The following is a 22,176-nucleotide window of genomic DNA, read 5'->3' on the forward strand; positions in this document are numbered from 1 at the left end:
GTGACACGTACGAACCTCGAGGCACGATAAGCCCCGGAACTCGCGTACGTTTCTACTCGGCGTTGTCCAGGTGACTCGAATCGATCAACTCCAGGCGATAGCCGTGATTGTAGACAGCTCGAAGCCGAACACCGTTTTCGGGCCCGATTCGCAGCTTGGATCGCACGCGATAGACATGTGTATCGAGCGTACGGGAGATATTGTCGCTATGGCGCCCCCATATCGACTTGATCAGTGCTTCTCGTGGCACCGCGCGACCACAGTTCTGAAATAGCGCAACGGCAACGTTGAACTCTCGGGATGTCAGTTTGATTGCCTCGTCGTTCAGGAATACGGTTTCGGTCGCAAGATCCAGGCGATAACGACCAACGTTGATCGACGACGGCGTCGAGTTGGCTGGATAAGCCCGTCGCAGAAGGGCGCGAATTCTCGCGATCAATTCACGGTGGCGAATGGGTTTGACCATATAGTCGTCGGCACCTGCTTCAAGTGCAACGACAAGTTGGTCCTCGCGCACTCGACTCGTCAGGAACAACACGGGAAGCTCTCTGCCGATGCGCGCACGGATCCAGGCGAGGACTTCCAGTCCGGAAATATCCGGCAAGTTCCAGTCGAGCACGACCAGATCGACGGTATCCGTTTCGAGGAAACGGATGGCTTCTGCGCCGTTGGTGGCGCTACGTACATTGAACCCCTCGGCGATCAGTGTGTCGTGGAGAAGCGCTGCCTGTGCCGGCTCGTCATCAACGGCAAGAATTTTCATTGGCACTATTTTTTCGTGTTGCTCAACTCTGCGCATGCCAACGTGCTTGCATTGGCGTTGACCTATTCGTTAGATCAAAGCGAAAGGAAACCGGAATCTTCTGCTTGGGTACCGTGCTGCCGATGGCAGGATTGATCCCTGAAATAGATTGACATTTCCCCGTAGGGTTTTTGTCAACTTTTATGAACATGAGGGTTTTTGGGGAGGGAGTGACGATGTGTGACAAATGTTGTCAATCACACTTCATCATCGATATAGCATGCGTGGTATGGATGGTTTAGGCAGATGCGGATGCGCTTTGAATGTGTTTGTGACTTGATCGTTTTGTGAGGCGAAACGAGGCAGGGTTATTAACAGTTTTTGATATAGCGTATTTCACTGCGGTGGCCGGCTGAGGGTGAGCCGAATCGTGCGATTTTCACGCGTTGTTGAATCGAGCGAAATCCCCAGCGTTTGTGTCGATTGGGCTGCTTCAGGTTGGATATAAATAAAACGGGTTGTCGCGCCAATCGACATGGCAATCCCGGTGTTGTAGTGATCATGGTTTGTGTCGTGAACTAGGCATCGGTTTAGTTTTTTGCGGCGGCTCAAAATATTTCGACTCGGTGCGGTGCGTTGGTCGATCCCGACCGAGGTGAGATTTCCAGGTCTTGAGCCGAGAGTCGAGTGTTTTCAACAGGATCGACTCGCTTTCGTTTCATTTCCTTCCCTATGCGCAGATTCCGAATATCCGGAAGCTCGTCGACGGATGGTTTTCCGTCGCGGCTGCACGGGTGCGCTCCTTCTTTCCTGTTTTCGTCAGGCGGATTGGGTCTCGATGGCTTGGAGGATAGGCCAGAGGTCGAGTCGTGTCACAAAGGTTCGCAATGTGGGCCCGGGTGGCCAATAGACTCTTGGTGAGAGTCGCGGTTTTCGAAATTGAATCCGTCTGAAAATAATTTCGTTGTGGATTGCGACGCGAATGATTTTGTTCGAATCCGTTTTTAATTAAACAAAATTTAACAAACTGAACCGGGTCATGGCGTTCATGTGTGACCGGGCGAGTAAAGCGGGCGGGGAGTGAGCGATGAATAGGGCGTATCGTTCGATCTGGAATGAATCACTGGGAACCTGGGTTGCCGTATCGGAGCTGGCTTCCGCCCGAGGTAAGCCGAAGAAATCGAAAGTGGTTCAGGCCGCCGCTGTGGCGGTATTGGCGTTGGGCGCGCAAGTGCATGATGCTCACGCGCAGTACGTTGCAAATGCAAACTCCGCTACGACACAACTCGCGGCGATCGCTATCGGTAGCGCCGGGGGGGGAACTGCCTCGGCGGGTGCGCAATGGGCAATCGCGATTGGTGGTTACTCTACTGCCAGCAACGCATATGCAGTAGCGCTTGGCGGATATAGCCTTGCGTCCGCGAGTTCCGCTACTGCGCTCGGATGGGCGGCTAATGCTATTGCTACAGGTGCTACCGCAGTAGGAACGAGCGCCACTGCTAGCGGTACTTCCAGCGTCGCTCTCGGAAGCTCTTCCAGTGCTTCTGTTAGCAACGCCGTAGCCATAGGAGCGTCGTCGACAGCAAATGTCACGAATTCGGTCGCACTCGGCAGCAGTTCGGTGACGACCAGTGCACTGACAACTACGAGTGCCGGCACCACCACGGTCAATCCCACGCCGATCGGTGGTCTGACGTTCGGCAACTTCGCCGGTGCCGGCGCGGCAGGCGGCGTCGTCAGCGTCGGCCAGGTGAACTCGGAACGTCGTATCCAGAACGTCGCGGCAGGCCTCGTCAGCGCGACCAGCACCGACGCCATCAACGGCAGTCAGCTCTACTCGGTCGCAAGCACCACGACTTCGAGCATTACGAGCCTGTCGACCTCCGCGTCGACCGGGCTGTCGTCGGCTAACAGTTCGATTTCTTCGCTGTCCACGTCGACTTCGACGAGCATTAGCTCGTTGTCGACCGGCCTGAGCTCGACCAATAGCTCGGTGTCGTCGCTGTCGACCTCGACGTCAACCGGCTTGTCGTCGGCTAGCAGCGCAATCTCTTCGTTGTCCACGTCGACTTCGACGGGCATCAGTTCGCTGTCTACCGGCCTGAGTTCGACTAATAGCACGGTGTCGTCGCTGTCGACCTCGACGTCGACCGGCTTGTCGTCGGCCAACAGCTCAATCTCTTCGCTGTCGACCTCTACATCGACGGGCTTGTCGTCGGCGAATAGCTCGATCACGTCGTTGTCGACCTCGACGTCGACCGGGCTGTCGTCGGCCAATAGCTCGATTTCTTCGCTGTCCACGTCGACCTCGACCGGTCTGTCGTCGGCGAACAGCTCGATCACGTCGTTGTCGACTTCGACCTCGACCGGTCTGTCATCGGCTAACAGCTCGATTTCTTCGTTGTCTACGTCGACCTCGACGGGCATTAGCTCGTTGTCGACCGGCCTGAGCTCGACCAATAGCTTGGTGTCGTCGCTGTCGACTTCCACGTCGACAGGTTTGTCGTCGGCCAACAGCTCGATCTCTTCGCTGTCGACCTCCACATCGACGGGCTTGTCGTCGGCGAATAGCTCGATCACGTCGTTGTCGACCTCGACCTCGACGGGCCTGTCGTCCGCGAACAGCTCAATCACGTCGCTGTCGACGTCGACATCGACTGGCTTGTCGTCGGCTAACAGCTCGATTTCTTCGTTGTCTACGTCGACGTCGACGGGCATCAGCTCGTTGTCGACCGGCCTGAGCTCGACCGGTAGTTCGGTGGCGTCGCTGTCGACCTCGACGTCGACCGGTCTTTCGTCGGCCAACAGCTCGATCTCTTCGCTCTCGACTGGCTTGAGCTCGACCGATAGCACGGTGTCGTCACTGTCGACTTCCACGTCGACGGGTTTGTCATCAGCTAACAGCTCAATCACGTCACTGTCCACGTCGACCTCGACCGGTTTGTCGTCGGCCAATAGCTCGATTTCTTCGTTGTCCACCTCGACGTCGACGGGAATCAGCTCGCTGTCCACTGGCCTGAGCTCGACCGATAGCTCGGTGTCGTCGCTGTCGACGTCAACGTCGACCGGCCTGTCGTCGGCGAATAGCTCGATTTCCTCGTTGTCTACGTCGACCTCGACGGGCCTGTCGTCGACCAGTAGCTCGATCTCTTCTCTGTCGACGTCGACGTCGACGGGTATCAGCTCGCTGTCGACTGGCCTGAGCTCGACCGATAGCACGGTGTCGTCGCTGTCGACTTCGACATCGACCGGCCTGTCGTCGGCCAATAGCTCGATTTCCTCGCTGTCCACGTCGACTTCGACGGGCATTAGCTCGCTGTCGACTGGTCTGAGCTCGACCGATAGCTCGGTGTCGTCGCTGTCGACCTCGACGTCGACCGGCCTGTCGTCGGCTAACAGCTCGATTTCTTCGCTGTCCACGTCGACTTCGACGGGCATCAGCTCGCTGTCGACCGGCCTGAGCTCGACTAATAGCTCGGTGTCATCGCTGTCGACCTCGACGTCGACCGGCTTGTCGTCGGCCAATAGCTCAATTTCTTCGTTGTCCACGTCGACCTCGACGGGCATTAGTTCGCTGTCGACCGGCTTGAGCTCGACCGATAGCACGGTGTCGTCGCTGTCGACTTCGACATCGACGGGCCTGTCGTCGGCGAATAGCTCGATCACGTCGTTGTCGACTTCCACGTCGACAGGTCTTTCGTCGGCGAACAGCTCGATCTCTTCGCTGTCCACGTCGACCTCGACGGGTATCAACTCGCTGTCGACCGGCCTGAGCTCGACTAATAGCTCGGTGTCGTCGCTGTCGACCTCGACGTCGACCGGCCTGTCGTCGGCCAACAGCTCGATCTCCTCGTTGTCCACGTCGACTTCGACGGGCATCAGCTCGCTGTCGACCGGTCTGAGTTCGACGGACAGCACGGTGTCATCGCTGTCGACTTCGACGTCGACCGGCTTGTCATCGGCTAACAGCTCGATCACGTCGTTGTCGACCTCGACGTCGACCGGTCTGTCGTCGGCCAGCAGCTCGATCTCTTCGCTGTCCACGTCGACCTCCACGGGTATCAGCTCGCTGTCGACCGGCCTGAGCTCGACCGACAGCACGGTGTCGTCGCTGTCGACGTCGACGTCGACCGGTTTGTCGTCGGCTAACAGTTCGATTTCTTCGTTGTCTACGTCGACTTCGACGGGCTTGTCGTCCGTGAACAGCTCGATCACGTCGTTGTCGACCTCGACCTCGACAGGCTTGTCGTCGGCCAACAGCTCGATCTCTTCGCTGTCCACGTCGACCTCGACGGGTATCAGCTCGCTGTCGACCGGCCTGAGTTCGACCGATAGCTCGGTGTCGTCGCTGTCGACCTCGACCTCGACGGGCCTGTCGTCGGCCAATAGCTCGATCTCTTCGTTGTCCACGTCGACTTCGACGGGCATTAGCTCGCTGTCGACTGGCCTAAGCTTGACTAATAGCTCGGTGTCATCGCTGTCGACTTCGACGTCGACTGGCTTGTCGTCGGCCAATAGCTCGATTTCTTCGTTGTCTACGTCGACCTCGACGGGCCTGTCGTCCGCGAACAGTTCGATCACGTCGCTGTCGACCTCGACGTCGACCGGCTTGTCGTCGGCCAACAGCTCGATTTCCTCGTTGTCCACGTCGACTTCGACGGGCATTAGCTCGCTGTCGACTGGTCTGAGCTCGACCGATAGCTCGGTGTCGTCGCTGTCGACCTCGACGTCGACCGGCCTGTCGTCGGCTAACAGCTCGATTTCTTCGCTGTCCACGTCGACTTCGACGGGCATCAGCTCGCTGTCGACCGGCCTGAGCTCGACTAATAGCTCGGTGTCGTCGCTGTCGACGTCGACGTCGACTGGCTTGTCGTCGGCCAATAGCTCGATTTCTTCGCTGTCCACGTCGACCTCGACGGGGATTAGTTCGCTTTCTACCGGCCTGAGCTCGACCGATAGCACGGTGTCGTCGCTGTCGACTTCGACGTCGACCGGTCTGTCGTCGGCCAATAGGTCGATTTCTTCATTGTCTACGTCGACCTCGACGGGCCTGTCGTCCGCGAACAGTTCGATCACGTCGCTGTCGACCTCGACGTCGACCGGCTTGTCGTCGGCGAACAGCTCGATCTCTTCGTTGTCCACGTCGACTTCGACGGGCATTAGCTCGCTGTCGACTGGCCTGAGCTCGACTAATAGCTCGGTGTCATCGCTGTCGACGTCGACGTCGACTGGCTTGTCGTCGGCCAATAGCTCGATTTCTTCGCTGTCCACGTCGACCTCGACGGGGATTAGTTCGCTGTCTACCGGCCTGAGCTCGACCGATAGCACGGTGTCGTCGCTGTCGACTTCGACATCGACGGGCCTGTCGTCGGCGAATAGCTCGATCACGTCGTTGTCCACCTCGACCTCGACCGGCTTGTCGTCCGCGAACAGTTCGATTTCTTCGTTGTCTACGTCGACTTCGACGGGCTTGTCGTCTGCGAACAGCTCGATCACGTCGTTGTCGACTTCCACGTCGACAGGTCTCTCGTCGGCCAACAGTTCGATCTCTTCGCTGTCCACGTCGACCTCGACGGGTATCAGCTCGCTGTCGACTGGCCTGAGCTCGACTAATAGCTCGGTGTCGTCCCTGTCGACATCGACCTCGACGGGCCTTTCGTCGGCCAACAGCTCGATCTCTTCGCTGTCCACGTCAACCTCGACCGGCATCGGCTCCTTGTCCACGGGCCTCAGTTCGACCAACAGTTCGATCACGTCGCTGTCGACGTCGACCTCGACCGCGATCAACGCCGCGAAGACGCACTACTTCAGCGTCAACGATGGCGGTACGCAAACGGGGAACTACGCCAACAACGGCGCGACGGGCCTCAACTCGCTCGCGGTGGGCGTGAACGCGAGCGCGGCGGGCGCAAGCAGTGTCTCGGTCGGTAACGGCTCGAACGCACAGTCGGCCAGCGCGGTCGCGATCGGGCAGAATGCTTCGGCCACAGGCGGCAAGGCTGTGTCGATCGGCTCCGGCAACACCGCGAGCGGCGACGGCGCGGTCGCGATCGGCGACCCGAGCGTCGCGACGGGCACCGGCGCAGTCGCGATGGGTGCGAACGACACGGCGACCGGCACCGGCGCAGTGGCGCTCGGCAACACGAGCACGGCAACCGGCAACAGCGCGCTCGCATTCGGCAACTCGAGCCAGGCCACCGCGGACAACACGATCGCACTCGGCAACCAGGCCACGGCCAGCGCCATCGGCGCGCAGGCCTACGGCTCGGGCGCCACGGCCAGCGCCACCAACGCACTCGCGTTCGGTTCGAACGCCACCGCGAACGTCGCCAATTCGATCGCGCTCGGCGCGAACTCGGTCACAGGCAACGCGGTTGCGGTGTCGAGTGTCACGGTCGGCGGCGTCACGTATCCGGTCTTCGGCACCAGTCCGGTGGGCGTTTTGAGCGTCGGTGCGCCGGGCGCGGAACGCCAGATCACGAACGTCGCTGCCGGCCAGGTCTCGGCCACCAGCACGGACGCGATCAACGGCAGCCAGTTGAACGCGACGAACCAGGCGGTCAACAACCTGTCGACGTCGACCGCGTTGAACGTCGCATCGCTGTCGACCGGCATCAACTCGCTGTCGACGGGCCTGAGTTCGACCAACAGCAACGTGTCCTCGCTGTCCACCTCGACCTCGACCGCGATCAACGCGCTGTCGACGTCGACGGCGGCCGGCATCGGCTCGCTGTCCACCGGCCTGAGCACGACGAACAACAACGTGGCGTCGCTGTCGACTGGTGTGACGAACATCAACAACCAGTTGAGTCAGCTGTCCACGTTGATGACGACGAATACGACGAACGCTGCCGGCGTCGCGGCCGACATGAACGGCACCGGCTCCGACAAGCCGACCGTCACGGCGGGCTCGAACTCGGTGGCGATCGGTGCGAATTCGACGGACGGCGGGCGCCAGAACGTGGTGTCGGTCGGCAGCGATACGCAGCAGCGTCAGATCATCAACGTGGCGCCCGGTACGCAGGGCACCGACGCGGTCAACGTGAACCAGCTCAATGCGGTGCAGTCGACGTTGTCGACGGCGCTGTCAGGCCAGCAGGCGCAGATCAACACGCTCGGTTCGCAACTGCAGCAGACCGACCAGATGGCAAGGCAGGGCATTGCCGCGGCGACGGCGCTGACCATGATGCCGCAGGTCGAACCCGGCAAGACGATCAACTTCGCCGTTGGTGTCGCGCGCTTTGCCGGCGAATCGGGCATGGCGTTTGGCGCGAGCGCGCATGTGTCGACCAACGGCATTCTGAAGCTGGGTATCGGCATGTCGGGCAACAACAAGACTTACGGTGCCGGGTATGGGTATAGCTGGTGATGCGTGGCGGGCTCGGCGTCGAGCCCGCGAACGCGATTCCGGCGACCGCTCGGTTCAGGGCCGCGCCGCAATCTCGTCGAGATGCCACAGCAGATCCGCAGGATCGTCGTACACGCGCAGCGCGCCCGCACGCTCCAGTTCGTCGCTGCCGTATCCGCCCGACAGCAGCCCGACGCCGAGCGCGCGGCAGCGGCTGGCGGCGAGCATGTCCCAGATACTGTCGCCGACCACGACCGTGTGTTCGATCGGCACGTTCAGTTGCGCGGCCGCGGTCAGGAACAGGTCGGGGTCCGGCTTCGCGTACTTGACCTGATCGCGCGTGACCACGACGTTCTTCGCCGGATCGACGCCGAGCGCCTCGAGATTGACGGAGGCCGTTTCCATCCGCCCGCTGGTGGCGATCGCCCAACGAATGCCCGCGCTCGACAGCGCGGCCAGCAGTTCGCGCGCGCCCGGCAGCGGCCGAACCTGCGCGCGCAGCCGCTGGTACGCGGCCGCATGCAGCCGGGCGAGCCGTTCGACGCGCTCGGCGTCGATGTCGCCCGCCGTTTCGCGCAGCAGCTGGTTCAGGAAGAGGCCGCCGCTCATCCCGATCTTGCGGTGGATGCGCCATACCGACAGTTCGATGCCCTCGGCATCGAGCGCTTCCTTCCACCCGAGCACGTGCTGATAGACGCTGTCGACGAGCGTGCCGTCGAGATCGAACAGAAAAGACGTTTCAATGCGCATGTGAATCTCCTGGCCTGATTGGGTTCGAACGAACCGTCCGTGAAAATCCCGTCGACACATTATCGGCGCATGGCCATGTCATTGCGATGTCCCGTGGCCGCAACGCGCCGTGACGCGTCATGCGCCGCTGGTACAATCGCGGGCGATGCGCCGGGCCGGGTTTTCCGCGCCGTACGCGCCCCCAACCCTCGTCGATCCCAGGTATGGCAACACCGGACGCCATCAGTTCCGAGCATTCGTGGTGGGGCGTAGTGGCCCTGGCACTGACTGCCTTCATCTTCAATACCACCGAGTTCGTACCCGTCGCGCTGCTCAGCGCGATCGGCGACAGTCTGCACATGCAGCCGACCGACGTCGGCCTGATGCTGACGATCTACGCGTGGGCCGTCGCCGTCGTGTCCCTGCCGCTGACGCTGGTGACGCGTCACGTCGAGCGCCGCAAGCTGCTGATCGGGGCGCTGCTGGTGTTCATCGGCAGCCACCTCGTCACCGGCGTCGCGTGGAATTTTGCGGTGCTGATGGTCGGCCGGCTGGGCATCGCATGCGCGCATGCGGTGTTCTGGTCGATTTCCGTGCCGCTGGCCGTGCGGCTCGCGCCGAGCGACCGGAAAAGCCGCGCGCTCAGCATGCTGGCGATGGGCACGTCGATCGCGATGGTCGCCGGCATTCCGCTCGGGCGCGTGATCGGCGAGGCGTTCGGCTGGCGTGTCACGTTCCTGATCATCGCGGGCGCGGCAGGCGTTGCGCTTCTGCTGTTGCGCGCGACGCTGCCGGAACTCCCGAGCCAGGGCGCCGGATCGCTCAGCAGTGTCGGCGTCTTCCTGCGCAAGCCGGCGCTGGTGTCGCTCTACGCGATTACGGTGCTCGTCGTGTCCGCGCATTTCACGTCGTACACGTACATCGAGCCGTTCGTCCAGAGCGTCAACCACGCGAGCAGCAGCCGGATCACGTATGTGCTGATCCTGTTCGGCATTGCCGGCATGCCGGCCGCGATCTGCTTCAATCGCGTCTATCCGCACGAGCCGGACAAGTTCCTGCTGGCGTCGATCGTCGCGTTGTCGGGATGCCTGCTGATCCTGTTCCCGTGCGCGCTGAACATCGTCACGCTGTCCGTGCATACGCTGGTCTGGGGTGGCGCGATCGTCTGCTTTGGTCTCGCGATGCAGGCGTGGGTGCTGAAGCTGGCGCCCGAGGCGACCGACCTGGCCGTGTCGATCTTCTCGGGCCTCTACAACGTCGGCATCGGCGCCGGCGCGCTGCTCGGCAACCATATCGCGAGCGGCTTCGGGCTGCCGTGGGTCGGCACCTTCGGTGGCGTGGTCGGCGCGGTCGCGGTCGGGATCGCGTGGCTCGCGTTGCGCCTTCACGCGAAACGGGCGGTCGCGTAACCGACGCCCGGCTCCCGGGCGCGACGTCGGCGGCAGGGGCCCGACGTCGCGCCGGACACGTCATGCAATCGAATAACCGCCGTCGGCCACGAGCGCATGCCCCGACACATAGCTGGAATCGTCCGATGCGAGGAACGCGACGATCGTCGCCATTTCCTCGGCGGACCCCCACCGTCCGGCCGGCGTCGCCGCGGCAAAGGCCTGTTGCGCATCGTCCGACGGCCAGATGCCGCGGTGATGGAACGGCGTTTCGATCAGCCCGGGGCACAGTGCGTTGACGCGGATGCCTCGCTTGAACCACTCGATCGAGGCTGTCTTCGTCATCCCGATCACCGCGTGTTTGCTCGCGATATAGACCGACGCATTCTCGAAGCCGATGAGCCCGCCCATCGACGCGTTGTTGATGATGCTGCCCGAACCCTGGCGCAGCATGATTTCCGCCGCGTACTTCATCGAATTGAACACGCCGCGCACGTTCGGTTCGAACACCATGTCGAACCGTTCGGCATCCTGCTCGAGCAGCGGCCCGAACACCCCCTCCGTGCCGGCATTGTTGAATGCGATGTCGAGGCGTCCGTAAGTCGATGCCGTGAACGCGAAGAGCTTGCGGAGATCGTCTTCGTTCGCGACGTCCGCGGCGAAAGCCTTGGCTTCGCCGCCGGCGGCCGAGATGGCTTCGACCAGTTGATCCAGTTCCGTCTTGCGTCGTGCCGAGACGACGACCTTCGCGCCGCGCCGTGCGAGTTCGATCGCGGATGCGCGGCCAATGCCGGAACTGGCGCCCGTTACCAGTGCGATGCGGCCGTCGAGTTGAGTCGGTTGGGTGCTTGCGTTCATGATGAGATGCTCCAGAGGGGTTGACCATTCACGTCGAAACGACGTCTGAAGCACAGTGTGGTTGTTCGCCGGCCATAAAAAAATGGAACAATGACGCATTCAGAATTCCTGCTTTAGGAATAAAATCGCTTCTTCACGAGCGTCAACGGGGAGACTCATGCTCAACCGACTCGACATCCTGAAGATCTTTGCCGCGGCCGCCGCGGCGCCCACATTCCGCGAGGCGGCGACGCGTCTCGGCGTGTCGCCGCAGGTCGTCACGCGTGCGGTGCGCGAGCTGGAAGAGATGCTGGGCGAAACCCTGTTCCATCGGACGACCCGCAGTATCCGGATTACCGCCTTCGGGCAGTCGTTCGCACTTGAAGCGCAGGCGGCGCTTTCCGCCGTCGACGGGTTGTTCGGGGCCGCGAACGGTCAGGTCGATGAACCGGTCGGCGTCGTCAGGGTGACGGCCCCGTCAGGCATGGGGCGTCATTACGTCCAGCCGATCCTGACCGATCTGATGCAGCGGTACCCGGGTCTCGTGCCGGATCTGAGGCTGTCGGATGTGCCTTCGCCGGTGGTCGACGAACAGATCGACATCGGCGTGCGGGTCGGGGCGATCGGCGATAACCGCTTTGTCGCGCGGATGGTCGGGCCGTTGCCGATGTGGGTCGTGGGCGCGCCGTCGCTGATCAAACGGCTCGGTGAGCCGAAAAACCTCAATGCACTTGAAGCGATGCCGGTAACGTGCCTGATCGACCGCGCGAGTGGCCGGGCATGGCCGTGGATTTTTCGCGGGGAGCAACAATTCAAACCCGCGTCGCCGGCCTATCTGACGGACGACACCGAGGCGGAGGTCGACGCCGTGTGCGCGGGGTTGGGATTCGCCCAGTGCTCGGAATATCTCGTCCGGCCGTACATCAACAAGGGGCGTCTGGTGCGCTTGCTGTCCAACCTCGAACCCGAACCGTGGAAGCTGCACGTCTATCGACCGCGGCGTGGCCCGATGCCCCGTCGCATCCGGGTGGTGTACGACGAACTGGTAGCGAAGCTGGCGCAGGCAACGTGGCGGGGATAGTCGGTGCGAAGCAGGGTGAATCTCCGGTTTCGCCATAAACCCGCAATAGCCGCCCGGATTATTTCCATTTGGTCGGCCATATATCCAAAGATTGGGTTTTCCCTATCAATTATTTAAATTATTAACGATAAAACATTCCCGATCCGAAAAACCTTCATCTCCCAGTATTTGACCGCATGCTGCAAAGATTGAAACGGGGAAAGGAACGTCATTAATCTGCGTACGCGTGCGAAGCGGGCCGACGTGCGTCATTCACAACGATCGGGAGACGAAGATGAAGGGCAGAAATCATTTAGGAATATTGATGATGTGCTTCGTTGCAGCGGCGACAGGTTTGTCCGCATGCGGCGGAGACGATGTCGGTTCATCGCCGGGAACGAGCACCTCGGCAACCAGCACGACCTCCACCACCGGCACGACCTCGACGGCCGGCGGCAGCGGAACCACGGCCACGGCGCCGACGGCCATGCAGCAGATCGCGGTGAATCCGCCTCCGATGGGCTGGTCGTCGTGGAACAGCCTCGAGGAGAACGTCAGCTTCACGACGATCAAGGCCCAGGCCGACGGGCTGGCCGCGCTGAACGCGAACCTGGCGACGGGCAACAAGTACCAGTATGTGAATATCGACGAAGGCTGGTGGACGTCCAGGAAACGCGATGCCAACGGCAACTTCATCATCAACGTCGACATGAACGGCAACCCCACCAACCAATGGCCGGGCGGGATGAAGGCGATGGCCGACTACATTCACGGCAAGGGGTTGAAGGCCGGCATCTATATCGATTCGGGTCCGCAGGGCTGCGGAAACACGAACGGCACGCATTTCGTCGGCAGCGATTACGCGCACTACGACCACGATTTCCTGCAGTTCGCGCAATGGGGCTATGACTTCGTCAAGGTCGACTGGTGCGGCGGCAGGGTGGCCGGATACGATCCCCAGCAAGCCTATACGGCGATATCGCAGGCGATCCAGAAAGCCTATGCCGCCACCGGAAAGCTTCTCGTGCTGAACATGTGCGACTGGGGCACGCTCGGCGGCAGCGGATACCCGGACTACAACCTGGGGCCGTGGGATTGGGGCGCGGGCATCGCGACGTCGTGGCGGACGACGGGCGATATCTACGGGCCAGGGAGCGGGGTTCCGAAGTTTGGCTCCGTGCTCGGCAATTTCAACGGCAACTATCATCCCGAAGGCCAGCACACCGGTTACTACAACGATCCGGACATGATGGTGGCCGGCATGGGCATGACGGCGGCGAACGACCTCGCGCACGTGAATCTGTGGGCCATTGCCGGCGCGCCGATGATACTCGGGAACGACCTGTCGCAGACACTCGCGAGCGATACGGTGAGCCTCTTCACCAATCCCGAGCTGATCGCGATCGACCAGGACATGCTGGGCCTGCAGGGGTTGAAGGTCGCGGATGCCAACGGGCAGCAGGTCTGGGCGAAGCTGCTGGCCGGTGCAGGAAAACGCGCCGTCCTGCTGTTCAACAACGGGTCGGCGGCAAGCGACATGACCGTCACGTGGCAGCAACTGGGTTTCGCCGCGGGCGCCTCGGCCACCGTCCGCGATATCTGGGCACACAAGGATCTCGGCACGGCCACCGGTTCCTATACGGTCGCGGGCGTGCCCGCCGGCGGCACCGTGATGCTGGTGCTGGGCGGCACGGACCTTCCGTCGACGACGTTCCTGCCGAGTACGTTGTCGGGTGGTGCGACATATACGGACTGTGCTGCCTGCGTGAGCGGCAAGAAGGTCACCGGGCTCGGCACGGTGACGTTCAACAACGTGACCTCGCAAACGGCGGGCGGCTACATCCAGGTCGCGTACCAGAACACCGGAACGGAAACCGTCAAGGCTCGCCTCGGCGCGAACGGCGGAAACGGCACGACGCTCGCGTTTCCGCCCACGGGCAATACCGTCGGCACGGTGACGGTGTTCGCGAACCTCGTGTCCGGGCAGAACACGCTGACCTTGTCGAGCCTCGACAGCACGACGCCGGCACCGGAGGTCACGTCGGTCGCGGTGGTGGCCGGGCCGGTGAAAGTGCCGCCGCCGCCGCCGATGGCGTATGAGGCCGAAGCGGCCGGCAATACGCTCGGCGGTGCGGCACGCGTGTCGTCTTGCGGCGCGTGCTCGGGCGGACAGGACGTCGGTTATATCGGGAACGGTGACGGAACCAGCAACGGGACGTTGACGATCAACGGCATTTCGGTTGCGTCGGACGGCACATACAGCGTCGTGATCGCTTACGTGAACGGCGATTCGACGCCGCGCAGCGCGCAGCTCAGTTTCGACGGTGCGGCGCCCGTCTCCGTGTCGTTCCCGTCGACGGGCGGGTGGGGGAGCGTGTCGACGCTGACGGTGACGGGCACGTTCAAGCAGGGAGGCGCCAACACGCTGAAGTTTTCCAACCCGACGGGCTGGGCGCCCGATATCGACGGCATCGGCGCGCCGGCGAAGCAGTAGCGTGTGCGTGACGCGGCCACCCGGCCACGGGTGGTCGCGCCATGCGTCGGGCGACACGCGAAAAGCCGCTATATTGCGGCATCATCATGGCACCGCCGCACCCGCGAGCGGTGCCCGATGTCCGACTGGAGACCCTGCATGCCGATACCCCGGATTGAAACCCGCGACGCGATGGGAGACCCCGATGCGGTCTTTCTCAACCCGGACCACGTGCTGTGGATGTCGCGGCCGACCGCCGTGCAGCGGCGACCGGACGGCATGGCCATTCGCGTGGACGACCGCGTGAAGGGCGGCGCATTGCTGATGGCCGACAACCCGCCGGCCGCGCAGCTGCTGCAGGATCTCGGCCCGTTCGTGACGGTGACGCTGGCGAACCCGTCGTCCGACTATCCGGACGGTCTCGTGCATATCCGTGCGCACGCGATCGTCAAGATCGCGACGGACGACCACGACAAGCCGCTGGCCGAGCGGACGCTGGGCTGGGTCCACGTCCAGGACGGCTCCGCGTTCAAGGTGAAGGATTTCGCGGGCGTGGCCGCGCAATGGCAGGCGTCGATCGCGCCGGCCGGCCGCTGACAGTGCCTTCACACCTGCGCGACGATGCAGCGGCCCGGTGGCGTATCCGATACGCGATGCCTCGATCGGCCGCGTAACATCGCGCATTCAGACGAACCCGTGCGCGTTCCGGCGTTCGTCACGGAAGCACCCGTCGACGCTTTCGGTGCAGGCGTTCGCCACCGGCTTGCGGAGAATCCATCATGAACCTGTCCGTGTCCGATATCACGCCGGAGGAGCTCCGGCTGTTCGGCGACATCGTTGCCCGCCTGGAAGCGCTGGGGCCGCTCGTCGATGTGAGGACCGTCGTGCTGCCCGCGATCACGCAGTTGATCCGCGCGGATTTCGCCGCATCGTTCGATTGCGACGGACAAACCGGGCTCTGGCGCAACGGCTTCTCGTACAACCTCGATCCGTCGCAGATCGCACGGTATGAAGCGTGGTTCCAGCATATCGACCCGGTCACGCCGCAACTGCGTGCGCGCCGCGTGGCGACCTGCGTCGACGAGGTGATGAGCCGCCGCGATCTGGAGCGCACCGCGTTCTACAACGATTTCCTGAGCCGCGACGGCATGCACCACGGGATCAACGTCTATGCGTTCGACGGCGACACGCACGTCGGCGACCTGCGCATCTGGCGCGCGCAAGGGCGGCCCGAGTTCACGGAACGCGACAAGCTGCTGCTGAACGGCATCGAGCCGTTTTTCCGGCGCGCGCTGCTGAGGCGGCGTCATGCGTGCACCGGGCTGACCGAACGCGAGAGCGACGTCGCGCGGCTCGTCGCCGCCGGCTACACCGACAAGGACGTCGCGCGCACGCTCGGGATCGGGCTGTCGACGGTCCGCACGCATCTGCGGCGCGTGATGGCGAAGAAGGGCGTCGCCAACCGGGCGAGCCTGGCGGTCGCGATGGCGTGACCGGTCGCGCCGCGGGCGACCCGGGGTCATCCATTGTGATGATGGGCGTCAAAATCCGCGCGCCCTACCTTGTGACGATCCCCTGTTACGAGGCATGCCGACCATGACCCCCCTGGGTTCCCTGACGCTCACCGAAGCCCGGCACGCGATCCTGCGCCGGGAGTTTTCCTGTGTCGAATACGCGTATGCGTTCATCGAGCGGCACGCGCGCTGGCGTTACCTGAACGGTTTCACGTGCGTCGACGACGCGCGGCTGCTGGCCGAAGCCGCCCGCTGCGACCACGACCTCGCGACATCGGCCACCCCGCGCGTGCTGCTGGGCCTGCCGATCGCGATCAAGGACAACATCGACACCGCATGCCTGCCGACCGGCAACGGCACGCTGGCGCTGCACAACCGCCTGCCGCCGCAGCATGCGCCGGTCGTCGCGCGGCTGCTGGCCCACGGCGCGCTGATCGCGGGCAAGGCGAACCTGCACGAACTCGCGTTCGGCGTGTCCGGCAACAACCGCGTGACGGGCGCGGTGCGCAACCCGTACGATTTCGACCGGATCCCGGGCGGCAGCAGCAGCGGCTCGGGCGCGCTGGTCGGCGCGGGCGTGGTACCCGCCGCGCTCGGCACGGACACCGGTGGTTCGGTCCGCATTCCGGCGGCGCTGTGCGGCGTGGTCGGCTTTCGGCCTACGGTGGGGCGTTACCCGCCGGGCGGTGTCGCGCCGATTTCCCGCACGCGCGACACGGTCGGCCCGATTGCCCGGTCGGTGGAGGACATCGCGCTGCTCGACGCGATCCTGGCCGGCGACGCCGCGTCGATGTCGACCCCGATGCGCAGCATGGCGCGCCCGGTGCGTCTTGCGATTCCGCGCACGACGTTGTGGCGCGGCATCGCGCCGGATGTCGACGCGGTGGCGCATGCCGCGGTGGCGAAGCTGGAGCAGGCGGGATTCGAGTGCGTCGACATCGACCTGAATGCGTACCCGGGGTTCTTCGACGACGAGCCGGCCGTGATCGCGATGTACGAATTCCGTACGTCGATGCAGGCGTATCTGGTCGAGAACGGCTACGACCTGTCGGTCGACGACATCGTCGCGAACGTGGGGAGCCCGGACGTCGCGAGGATTGCCCGGCATATCACCGGCCCCGCCGGCATCAGCGAAAAGGCTTACCGCACTGCGCTCGACCGGCGTACGCGGTCGCGCGCCGCGTATCGGCAGTGCCTCGCCGACAGCGGTGCCGATGCGCTGGCCTTTCCGACCACGATCGCGACCGCCTGCCCGATCCCGTCGGGCGACACGATGATCCTCAACGGCGAGACCGTTTCCGTGTTTCGCACCTACACCAGGAATACCGAGCCGGGCAGCAACGCAGGGGTACCGGGCATGACCGTGCCGGCCGGCCTGACGGCGGCCGGTCTGCCGGTCGGCCTTGCGCTGGATGGCGCGGCCGGCACCGATCGCGAACTCATCGCGGTCGCGCTGCACGTCGAACGGGTGCTCGGGCGGCTGCCGGCGCCGCACGACGGCTATGGGGTGGAAGGCCGGCTGGCCGGTTACCCGGCCGCCGGCGGCGCACCGTGACGCGTGATCTGCCGGAACGCGTGGCCAGTCGATCGCGACGGGATGCGATCGTGGGGCGAGCCCGTGTCGCTTTCCGCCGTCGCTGACGATCGCGCGCGCCGCCAATCTTGTCGAGAACCGTGGCGATCCATCAGGAAAACCCTGATGCGGCTCGGCGAAGCGGCGTTTTCATGCCCCGGCCGGCACGGCGGCCGCCTCCGTTCCGGCCCTCCGGCGGGCCGCATCCCGGGTTGCCGCTCCCCCTGATCCAGCATGGCTTGCAGACCGTATTGCCTGTCACGGCGGGTATGGTGGTCAGCGATATTTGGCGAATCCCCCGTCATTTCAATACCTCTCAGGTATTGAAATGGCCGCCTAAAAGTATTGGACGCTCCGTTTGACCGGGACGTATAAATCGCCTCAAGAACTTCATCTCCACGGCGTGCCCCATGTCCTCCGTCACCATCGAACGCATCGAAACCCGTCTCGTCGACCTGCCGACGATCCGTCCGCACAAGCTGTCGGTCGCCACGATGCACGGCCAGACGCTGATGCTGGTGAAGGTGTTCTGCAGCGACGGCGTGACGGGTATCGGCGAAGGCACCACGATCGCCGGCATGGCGTACGGCCCGGAAAGCCCCGAGGCGATGAAGCTCGCGATCGACGCGTACCTCGCACCAGCGATCGTCGGCCACGACGCGACGCGCATCCAGACGCTGATGGCCTTCCTCGGCAAGCTCGCGAAGGTCAACCACTTCGCGAAGAGCGCGCTCGAAACCGCGCTGCTCGACGCGCACGGCAAGCGGCTCGGCGTGCCGGTCAGCGAACTGCTCGGCGGCCGCCGGCGCGACCGCCTGCCGGTCGCATGGACACTCGCTTCGGGCGACACGGCAACCGACATCGCCGAAGCGGAGCGGATGCTCGATCAGCGCCGCCACAACGTGTTCAAGCTGAAGATCGGCGCGAAGGCGCTCGCCGCGGATATCCGGCACGTGGCCGAGATCAAGAAAGCCGTCGGCGATCGCGCATCGGTGCGCGTCGACGTGAACATGGCGTGGAGCGAAACGCAGGCCGTGCGGGCGATTCCCGCGCTGGCCGATGCCGGCTGCGAACTGGTCGAACAACCGGTCGCGTCCGCCGCGGCCCTGGCGCGCCTGATGCGCCGCTTCCCGGTCGCGCTGATGGCCGATGAAATCCTGCAGGGCCCCGACAGCGCGTTCGACATCGCGAAGCAGCACGGCGCGGACGTGTTCGCGATCAAGATCGAACAGAGCGGCGGGCTCTTCGCCGCGCAGCGCGTGGCGGCGATCGCGGATGCGGCCGGCATCGAGCTGTACGGCGGCACGATGCTCGAAGGCGCGTTCAGCACGGTCGCGTCCGCGCACCTGTTCGCGAGTTTCGCGAATCTGCAGTGGGGCACCGAGCTGTTCGGGCCGCTGCTGATCACCGAAGAGATCCTGACGCAGCCGCTGGACTACAGCGAATTCGAACTGACCGTGCCGGACGGCCCCGGTCTCGGTATCGAACTCGACGAGGACAAGGTCAGGCGCTTTACCCGCGACGGGCTGACGAAAGTCGTCCGGTAGCGCGAGCCAGGCAAGCCCCGCCATTCCCCCATAACTACGTGGAGACACCATCATGAGCGTCAAAGTTTTCGAGACCAACGAAGTGCAGGACCTGCTGAAGGCCGCGTCGAATGCAGGCGGGAACGGCGGCAACGCGCGCACCCGGCAGATCGTGCAGCGGCTGCTCGGCGACCTGTTCAAGGCGATCGACGATCTCGACATCACGCCCGACGAAGTGTGGGCCGGCGTCAACTACCTGAACAAGCTCGGCCAGGACGGCGAAGCGGCGCTGCTCGCGGCCGGCCTCGGCCTCGAGAAGTATCTCGACATCCGGATGGACGCCGAGGACAAGGCCGTCGGCCTCGACGGCGGCACGCCGCGCACGATCGAAGGGCCGCTGTATGTGGCGGGCGCACCGGTGCGCGACGGCGTGTCGAAGATCGACCTCGACGCGGACGAAGGCGCGGGCCCGCTCGTGATCCACGGCACGGTGACCGGCGTCGACGGCAAGCCGGTGGCCGGCGCGCTGGTCGAATGCTGGCACGCGAACTCGAAAGGCTTCTATTCGCACTTCGACCCGACCGGCGCGCAGACCGAATTCAACCTGCGCGGCGCGGTGAAGACGGGCGCGGACGGCAAGTACGAATTCCGCACGCTGATGCCGGTCGGTTATGGCTGCCCGCCGCACGGCGCGACGCAGCAGCTGCTGAACGGCCTCGGCCGCCACGGCAACCGCCCGGCGCACGTGCACTTCTTCGTCGACAGCAACGATCACCGCAAGCTGACGACGCAGTTCAACATCGACGGCGATCCGCTGATCTGGGATGACTTCGCGTATGCGACGCGCGAGGAACTGATCCCGCCGGTGGTCGACAAGACCGGCGGCACGGCGCTCGGCATGAAGGCCGATGCGTACCAGGACATCGAGTTCAACTTCGTGCTGACGCCGCTGGTGCAGGGCAAGGACAACCAGATCGTCCACCGCCTGCGCGCTGCCGCGACGGCGTAACCGCCCACCGGCGCGGCGCGGATGCGCCGCCGCCGGCCGGGTTCCCGCGAGATTCAACCGATACCGATGCGAGCGTGCTTGCAGGACGCGGCACGCGCATGGGAGGAGCCAACATGTCCGCCACGATCGACCAAGCCAACGAACTGGATCGCCTGCTCGCCACTGCCGTGCAGGACGACAAGGAAGCCGGCGTATTCCGCTGCCGCCGCGACATCTTCACGAACCCGGAGCTGTACGAGCTCGAGATGAAGCACATCTTCGAGAGCAACTGGGTGTATCTGGCGCACGAAAGCCAGATTCCGGACAACAACGACTACTACACGACGTGGATCGGCCGTCAGCCGGTGGTCGTCACGCGCGACAAGACCGGCGAGCTGCATGCGGTCATCAATGCGTGCGCCCACAAGGGTGCGATGCTGTGCCGCCGCAAGCACGGCAACAAGGGCAGCTTCACGTGCCCGTTCCACGGCTGGACGTTCTCGAACACCGGCAAGCTGCTGAAGGTGAAGGACGAGAAGACGACCGAATACCCGGTGCAGTTCAACACCAACGGGTCGCACGACCTGAAGAAGGTCGCGCGCTTCCAGAACTATCGCGGCTTCCTGTTCGGCAGCCTCAACGCCGACGTGCTGCCGCTCGAGGACCACCTCGGCGAAGCGCGCGTAATCATCGACCAGATCGTCGACCAGGCGCCGAACGGGCTCGAAGTGCTGCGCGGCAACTCGTCCTACATCTACGAAGGCAACTGGAAGATGCAGATGGAGAACGGTTGCGACGGCTACCACGTCAGCACCGTGCACTGGAACTACGCGGCGACGATGGGCCGGCGCAAGGAAGACGGCACCAAGGCCGTCGACGCGAACAGCTGGAGCAAGTCGGTCGCGGGCGTGTACGGCTTCGACAACGGCCACATCCTGCTGTGGACGCAGACGATGAATCCGGAAGTGCGGCCGGTGTACCAGCATCGCGACGAGATCAAGGCGCGCGTCGGCGACGTGCAGGCCGACTTCATCGTCAACCAGACGCGCAACCTGTGCGTGTACCCGAACGTGTTCCTGATGGACCAGTTCAGCACGCAGATTCGCGTCGTGCGGCCGCTCGGTGTCGACAAGACCGAAGTCACGATCTTCTGCTTCGCGCCGAAGGGCGAGAGCGAAGCCGACCGCACGGTCCGCATTCGCCAGTACGAGGATTTCTTCAACGTGACGGGCATGGGCACTGCCGACGACCTGGAAGAGTTCCGCGCCTGCCAGGCCGGTTATGCGGGCATCACGGCGATGTGGAACGACATGTCGCGCGGTGCGCCGCTGTGGGTCGACGGCCCGGACGAGAACGCCCGGAAGATGGGGCTGAACCCGCGCATTTCGGGCGAGCGCAGCGAGGACGAAGGGCTGTTCGTGTGCCAGCACGAACACTGGATGCATGTGATGCGCGATGCGCTGAAGAAGGAACGCGGGGAGGTGGCGGCATGAACTTCGATTACCGGACTGTGTGCGCGGCGCTGTATCGCGAAGCGCGTCTGCTCGACGATCGCCAGTGGGACGACTGGCTGACCTGCTACACGGAAGACGTCACGTACTGGATGCCCGCGTGGGACGACGACGATCGGCCGACCGACGACCATCAGAGCCAGATTTCGCTGATGTATTACCCGGATCGCGGCGGCCTCGAGGATCGCGTGTTCCGCATCAAGACCGAGCGCAGCGGCGCGTCGACACCCGAGCCGCGCACCAGCCACAACGTGACGAACGTCGAGGTGCTGGCCGAACGCGAGAACGAAGTGGACGTGCGCTACAACTTTCACACGCTGAACCATCGTTACCGCGTGACCGACCACTTCTTCGGCACGATGTTCGTCACGTTGCGCAAGGCGGGCGACGCGCTGCTGATTTCGCACAAGAAGATCGTGCTGAAGAACGACTACATCCGGCAGGTGCTCGACGTCTACCACGTCTGACGCCCGTTGTTTTGTCATGA

14 protein-coding genes and 1 pseudogene are annotated in these 22,176 nt (G+C 63.6%); 11 read left to right on the forward strand and 4 right to left on the reverse strand.

Annotation, left to right across the window (positions count from 1 at the left end; genetic code table 11):
- Nucleotides 1-52: 52 nt before the first annotated feature.
- Nucleotides 53-763 carry a response regulator transcription factor gene (locus ACN22W_RS38355; RefSeq protein ID WP_419690253.1) on the reverse strand — a complete coding sequence of 237 codons (711 nt, stop codon included), beginning with the start codon at nucleotides 761-763 and terminating at the stop codon, nucleotides 53-55.
- Between the two features lie 1,117 nt (nucleotides 764-1,880).
- Here ACN22W_RS38355 and ACN22W_RS38360 point away from each other — a divergent pair.
- Nucleotides 1,881-8,111: pseudogene (locus ACN22W_RS38360) on the forward strand (YadA family autotransporter adhesin); the annotation flags it as partial.
- Between the two features lie 54 nt (nucleotides 8,112-8,165).
- On the opposite strand, the gene ACN22W_RS38365 reads toward ACN22W_RS38360, so the two are convergent.
- Nucleotides 8,166-8,840 (reverse strand): HAD family hydrolase, encoded by a 675-nt coding sequence (locus tag ACN22W_RS38365; protein WP_419690254.1) that lies wholly within the window; start codon nucleotides 8,838-8,840, stop codon nucleotides 8,166-8,168.
- Between the two features lie 203 nt (nucleotides 8,841-9,043).
- Here ACN22W_RS38365 and ACN22W_RS38370 point away from each other — a divergent pair, with 203 nt between their 5' ends.
- On the forward strand, nucleotides 9,044-10,228 hold the full coding sequence (locus tag ACN22W_RS38370; RefSeq protein ID WP_129517975.1) for a sugar transporter: 1,185 nt from the start codon (nucleotides 9,044-9,046) through the stop codon (nucleotides 10,226-10,228).
- Between the two features lie 60 nt (nucleotides 10,229-10,288).
- Here the strand turns inward: ACN22W_RS38370 and ACN22W_RS38375 are convergent, their stop codons facing one another.
- Nucleotides 10,289-11,065 (reverse strand): SDR family NAD(P)-dependent oxidoreductase, encoded by a 777-nt coding sequence (locus tag ACN22W_RS38375; protein ID WP_419690255.1) that lies wholly within the window; start codon nucleotides 11,063-11,065, stop codon nucleotides 10,289-10,291.
- Between the two features lie 157 nt (nucleotides 11,066-11,222).
- Between ACN22W_RS38375 and ACN22W_RS38380 the strand changes: the two genes are divergently transcribed.
- The gene (locus ACN22W_RS38380) at nucleotides 11,223-12,125 is read left to right on the forward strand and encodes a LysR substrate-binding domain-containing protein (RefSeq protein WP_419690256.1); all 903 of its coding nucleotides are present in this window, start codon (nucleotides 11,223-11,225) and stop codon (nucleotides 12,123-12,125) included.
- 288 nt (nucleotides 12,126-12,413) lie between these two features.
- Here ACN22W_RS38380 and ACN22W_RS38385 read toward each other — a convergent pair whose 3' ends face one another.
- Nucleotides 12,414-12,593, reverse strand: a complete 180-nt coding sequence (locus ACN22W_RS38385) for a hypothetical protein (RefSeq protein ID WP_419690257.1) — start codon at nucleotides 12,591-12,593, stop codon at nucleotides 12,414-12,416.
- A 13-nt stretch (nucleotides 12,594-12,606) separates the two neighbouring features.
- On the opposite strand from ACN22W_RS38385, the gene ACN22W_RS38390 reads away from it, so the two are divergent.
- The 8 genes from ACN22W_RS38390 to benB all read left to right on the forward strand — a co-directional run bounded on the left by ACN22W_RS38390 (nucleotide 12,607) and on the right by benB (nucleotide 22,156).
- On the forward strand, nucleotides 12,607-14,598 hold the full coding sequence (locus tag ACN22W_RS38390; protein WP_419690258.1) for an alpha-galactosidase: 1,992 nt from the start codon (nucleotides 12,607-12,609) through the stop codon (nucleotides 14,596-14,598).
- 138 nt (nucleotides 14,599-14,736) lie between these two features.
- Nucleotides 14,737-15,174, forward strand: coding sequence for a hypothetical protein (locus tag ACN22W_RS38395; protein ID WP_419690259.1), 438 nt, complete (start codon nucleotides 14,737-14,739; stop codon nucleotides 15,172-15,174).
- A gap of 182 nt (nucleotides 15,175-15,356) precedes the next feature.
- The gene (locus ACN22W_RS38400) at nucleotides 15,357-16,070 is read left to right on the forward strand and encodes a helix-turn-helix transcriptional regulator (protein WP_193102868.1); all 714 of its coding nucleotides are present in this window, start codon (nucleotides 15,357-15,359) and stop codon (nucleotides 16,068-16,070) included.
- Between the two features lie 103 nt (nucleotides 16,071-16,173).
- Nucleotides 16,174-17,646, forward strand: coding sequence for an indoleacetamide hydrolase (gene iaaH, locus ACN22W_RS38405; protein WP_419690260.1), 1,473 nt, complete (start codon nucleotides 16,174-16,176; stop codon nucleotides 17,644-17,646).
- Nucleotides 17,647-18,074: 428 nt separating this feature from the next.
- A complete protein-coding gene (locus ACN22W_RS38410; protein WP_343492083.1) occupies nucleotides 18,075-19,211 on the forward strand; it encodes a muconate/chloromuconate family cycloisomerase in 1,137 nt (378 codons plus the stop codon).
- A 52-nt stretch (nucleotides 19,212-19,263) separates the two neighbouring features.
- Nucleotides 19,264-20,199, forward strand: coding sequence for a catechol 1,2-dioxygenase (catA, locus tag ACN22W_RS38415; protein ID WP_419690261.1), 936 nt, complete (start codon nucleotides 19,264-19,266; stop codon nucleotides 20,197-20,199).
- 113 nt (nucleotides 20,200-20,312) lie between these two features.
- On the forward strand, nucleotides 20,313-21,671 hold the full coding sequence (locus ACN22W_RS38420) for a Rieske 2Fe-2S domain-containing protein (protein WP_419690262.1): 1,359 nt from the start codon (nucleotides 20,313-20,315) through the stop codon (nucleotides 21,669-21,671).
- Nucleotides 21,668-22,156 carry a benzoate 1,2-dioxygenase small subunit gene (gene benB / locus ACN22W_RS38425; RefSeq protein WP_419690263.1) on the forward strand — a complete coding sequence of 163 codons (489 nt, stop codon included), beginning with the start codon at nucleotides 21,668-21,670 and terminating at the stop codon, nucleotides 22,154-22,156. Before ACN22W_RS38420 ends, benB begins: the two co-directional genes overlap by 4 nt.
- Nucleotides 22,157-22,176: the final 20 nt, after the last annotated feature.

It is taken from the genome of Burkholderia theae, from assembly GCF_048565265.1.
Lineage (GTDB): Bacteria > Pseudomonadota > Gammaproteobacteria > Burkholderiales > Burkholderiaceae > Burkholderia > Burkholderia theae.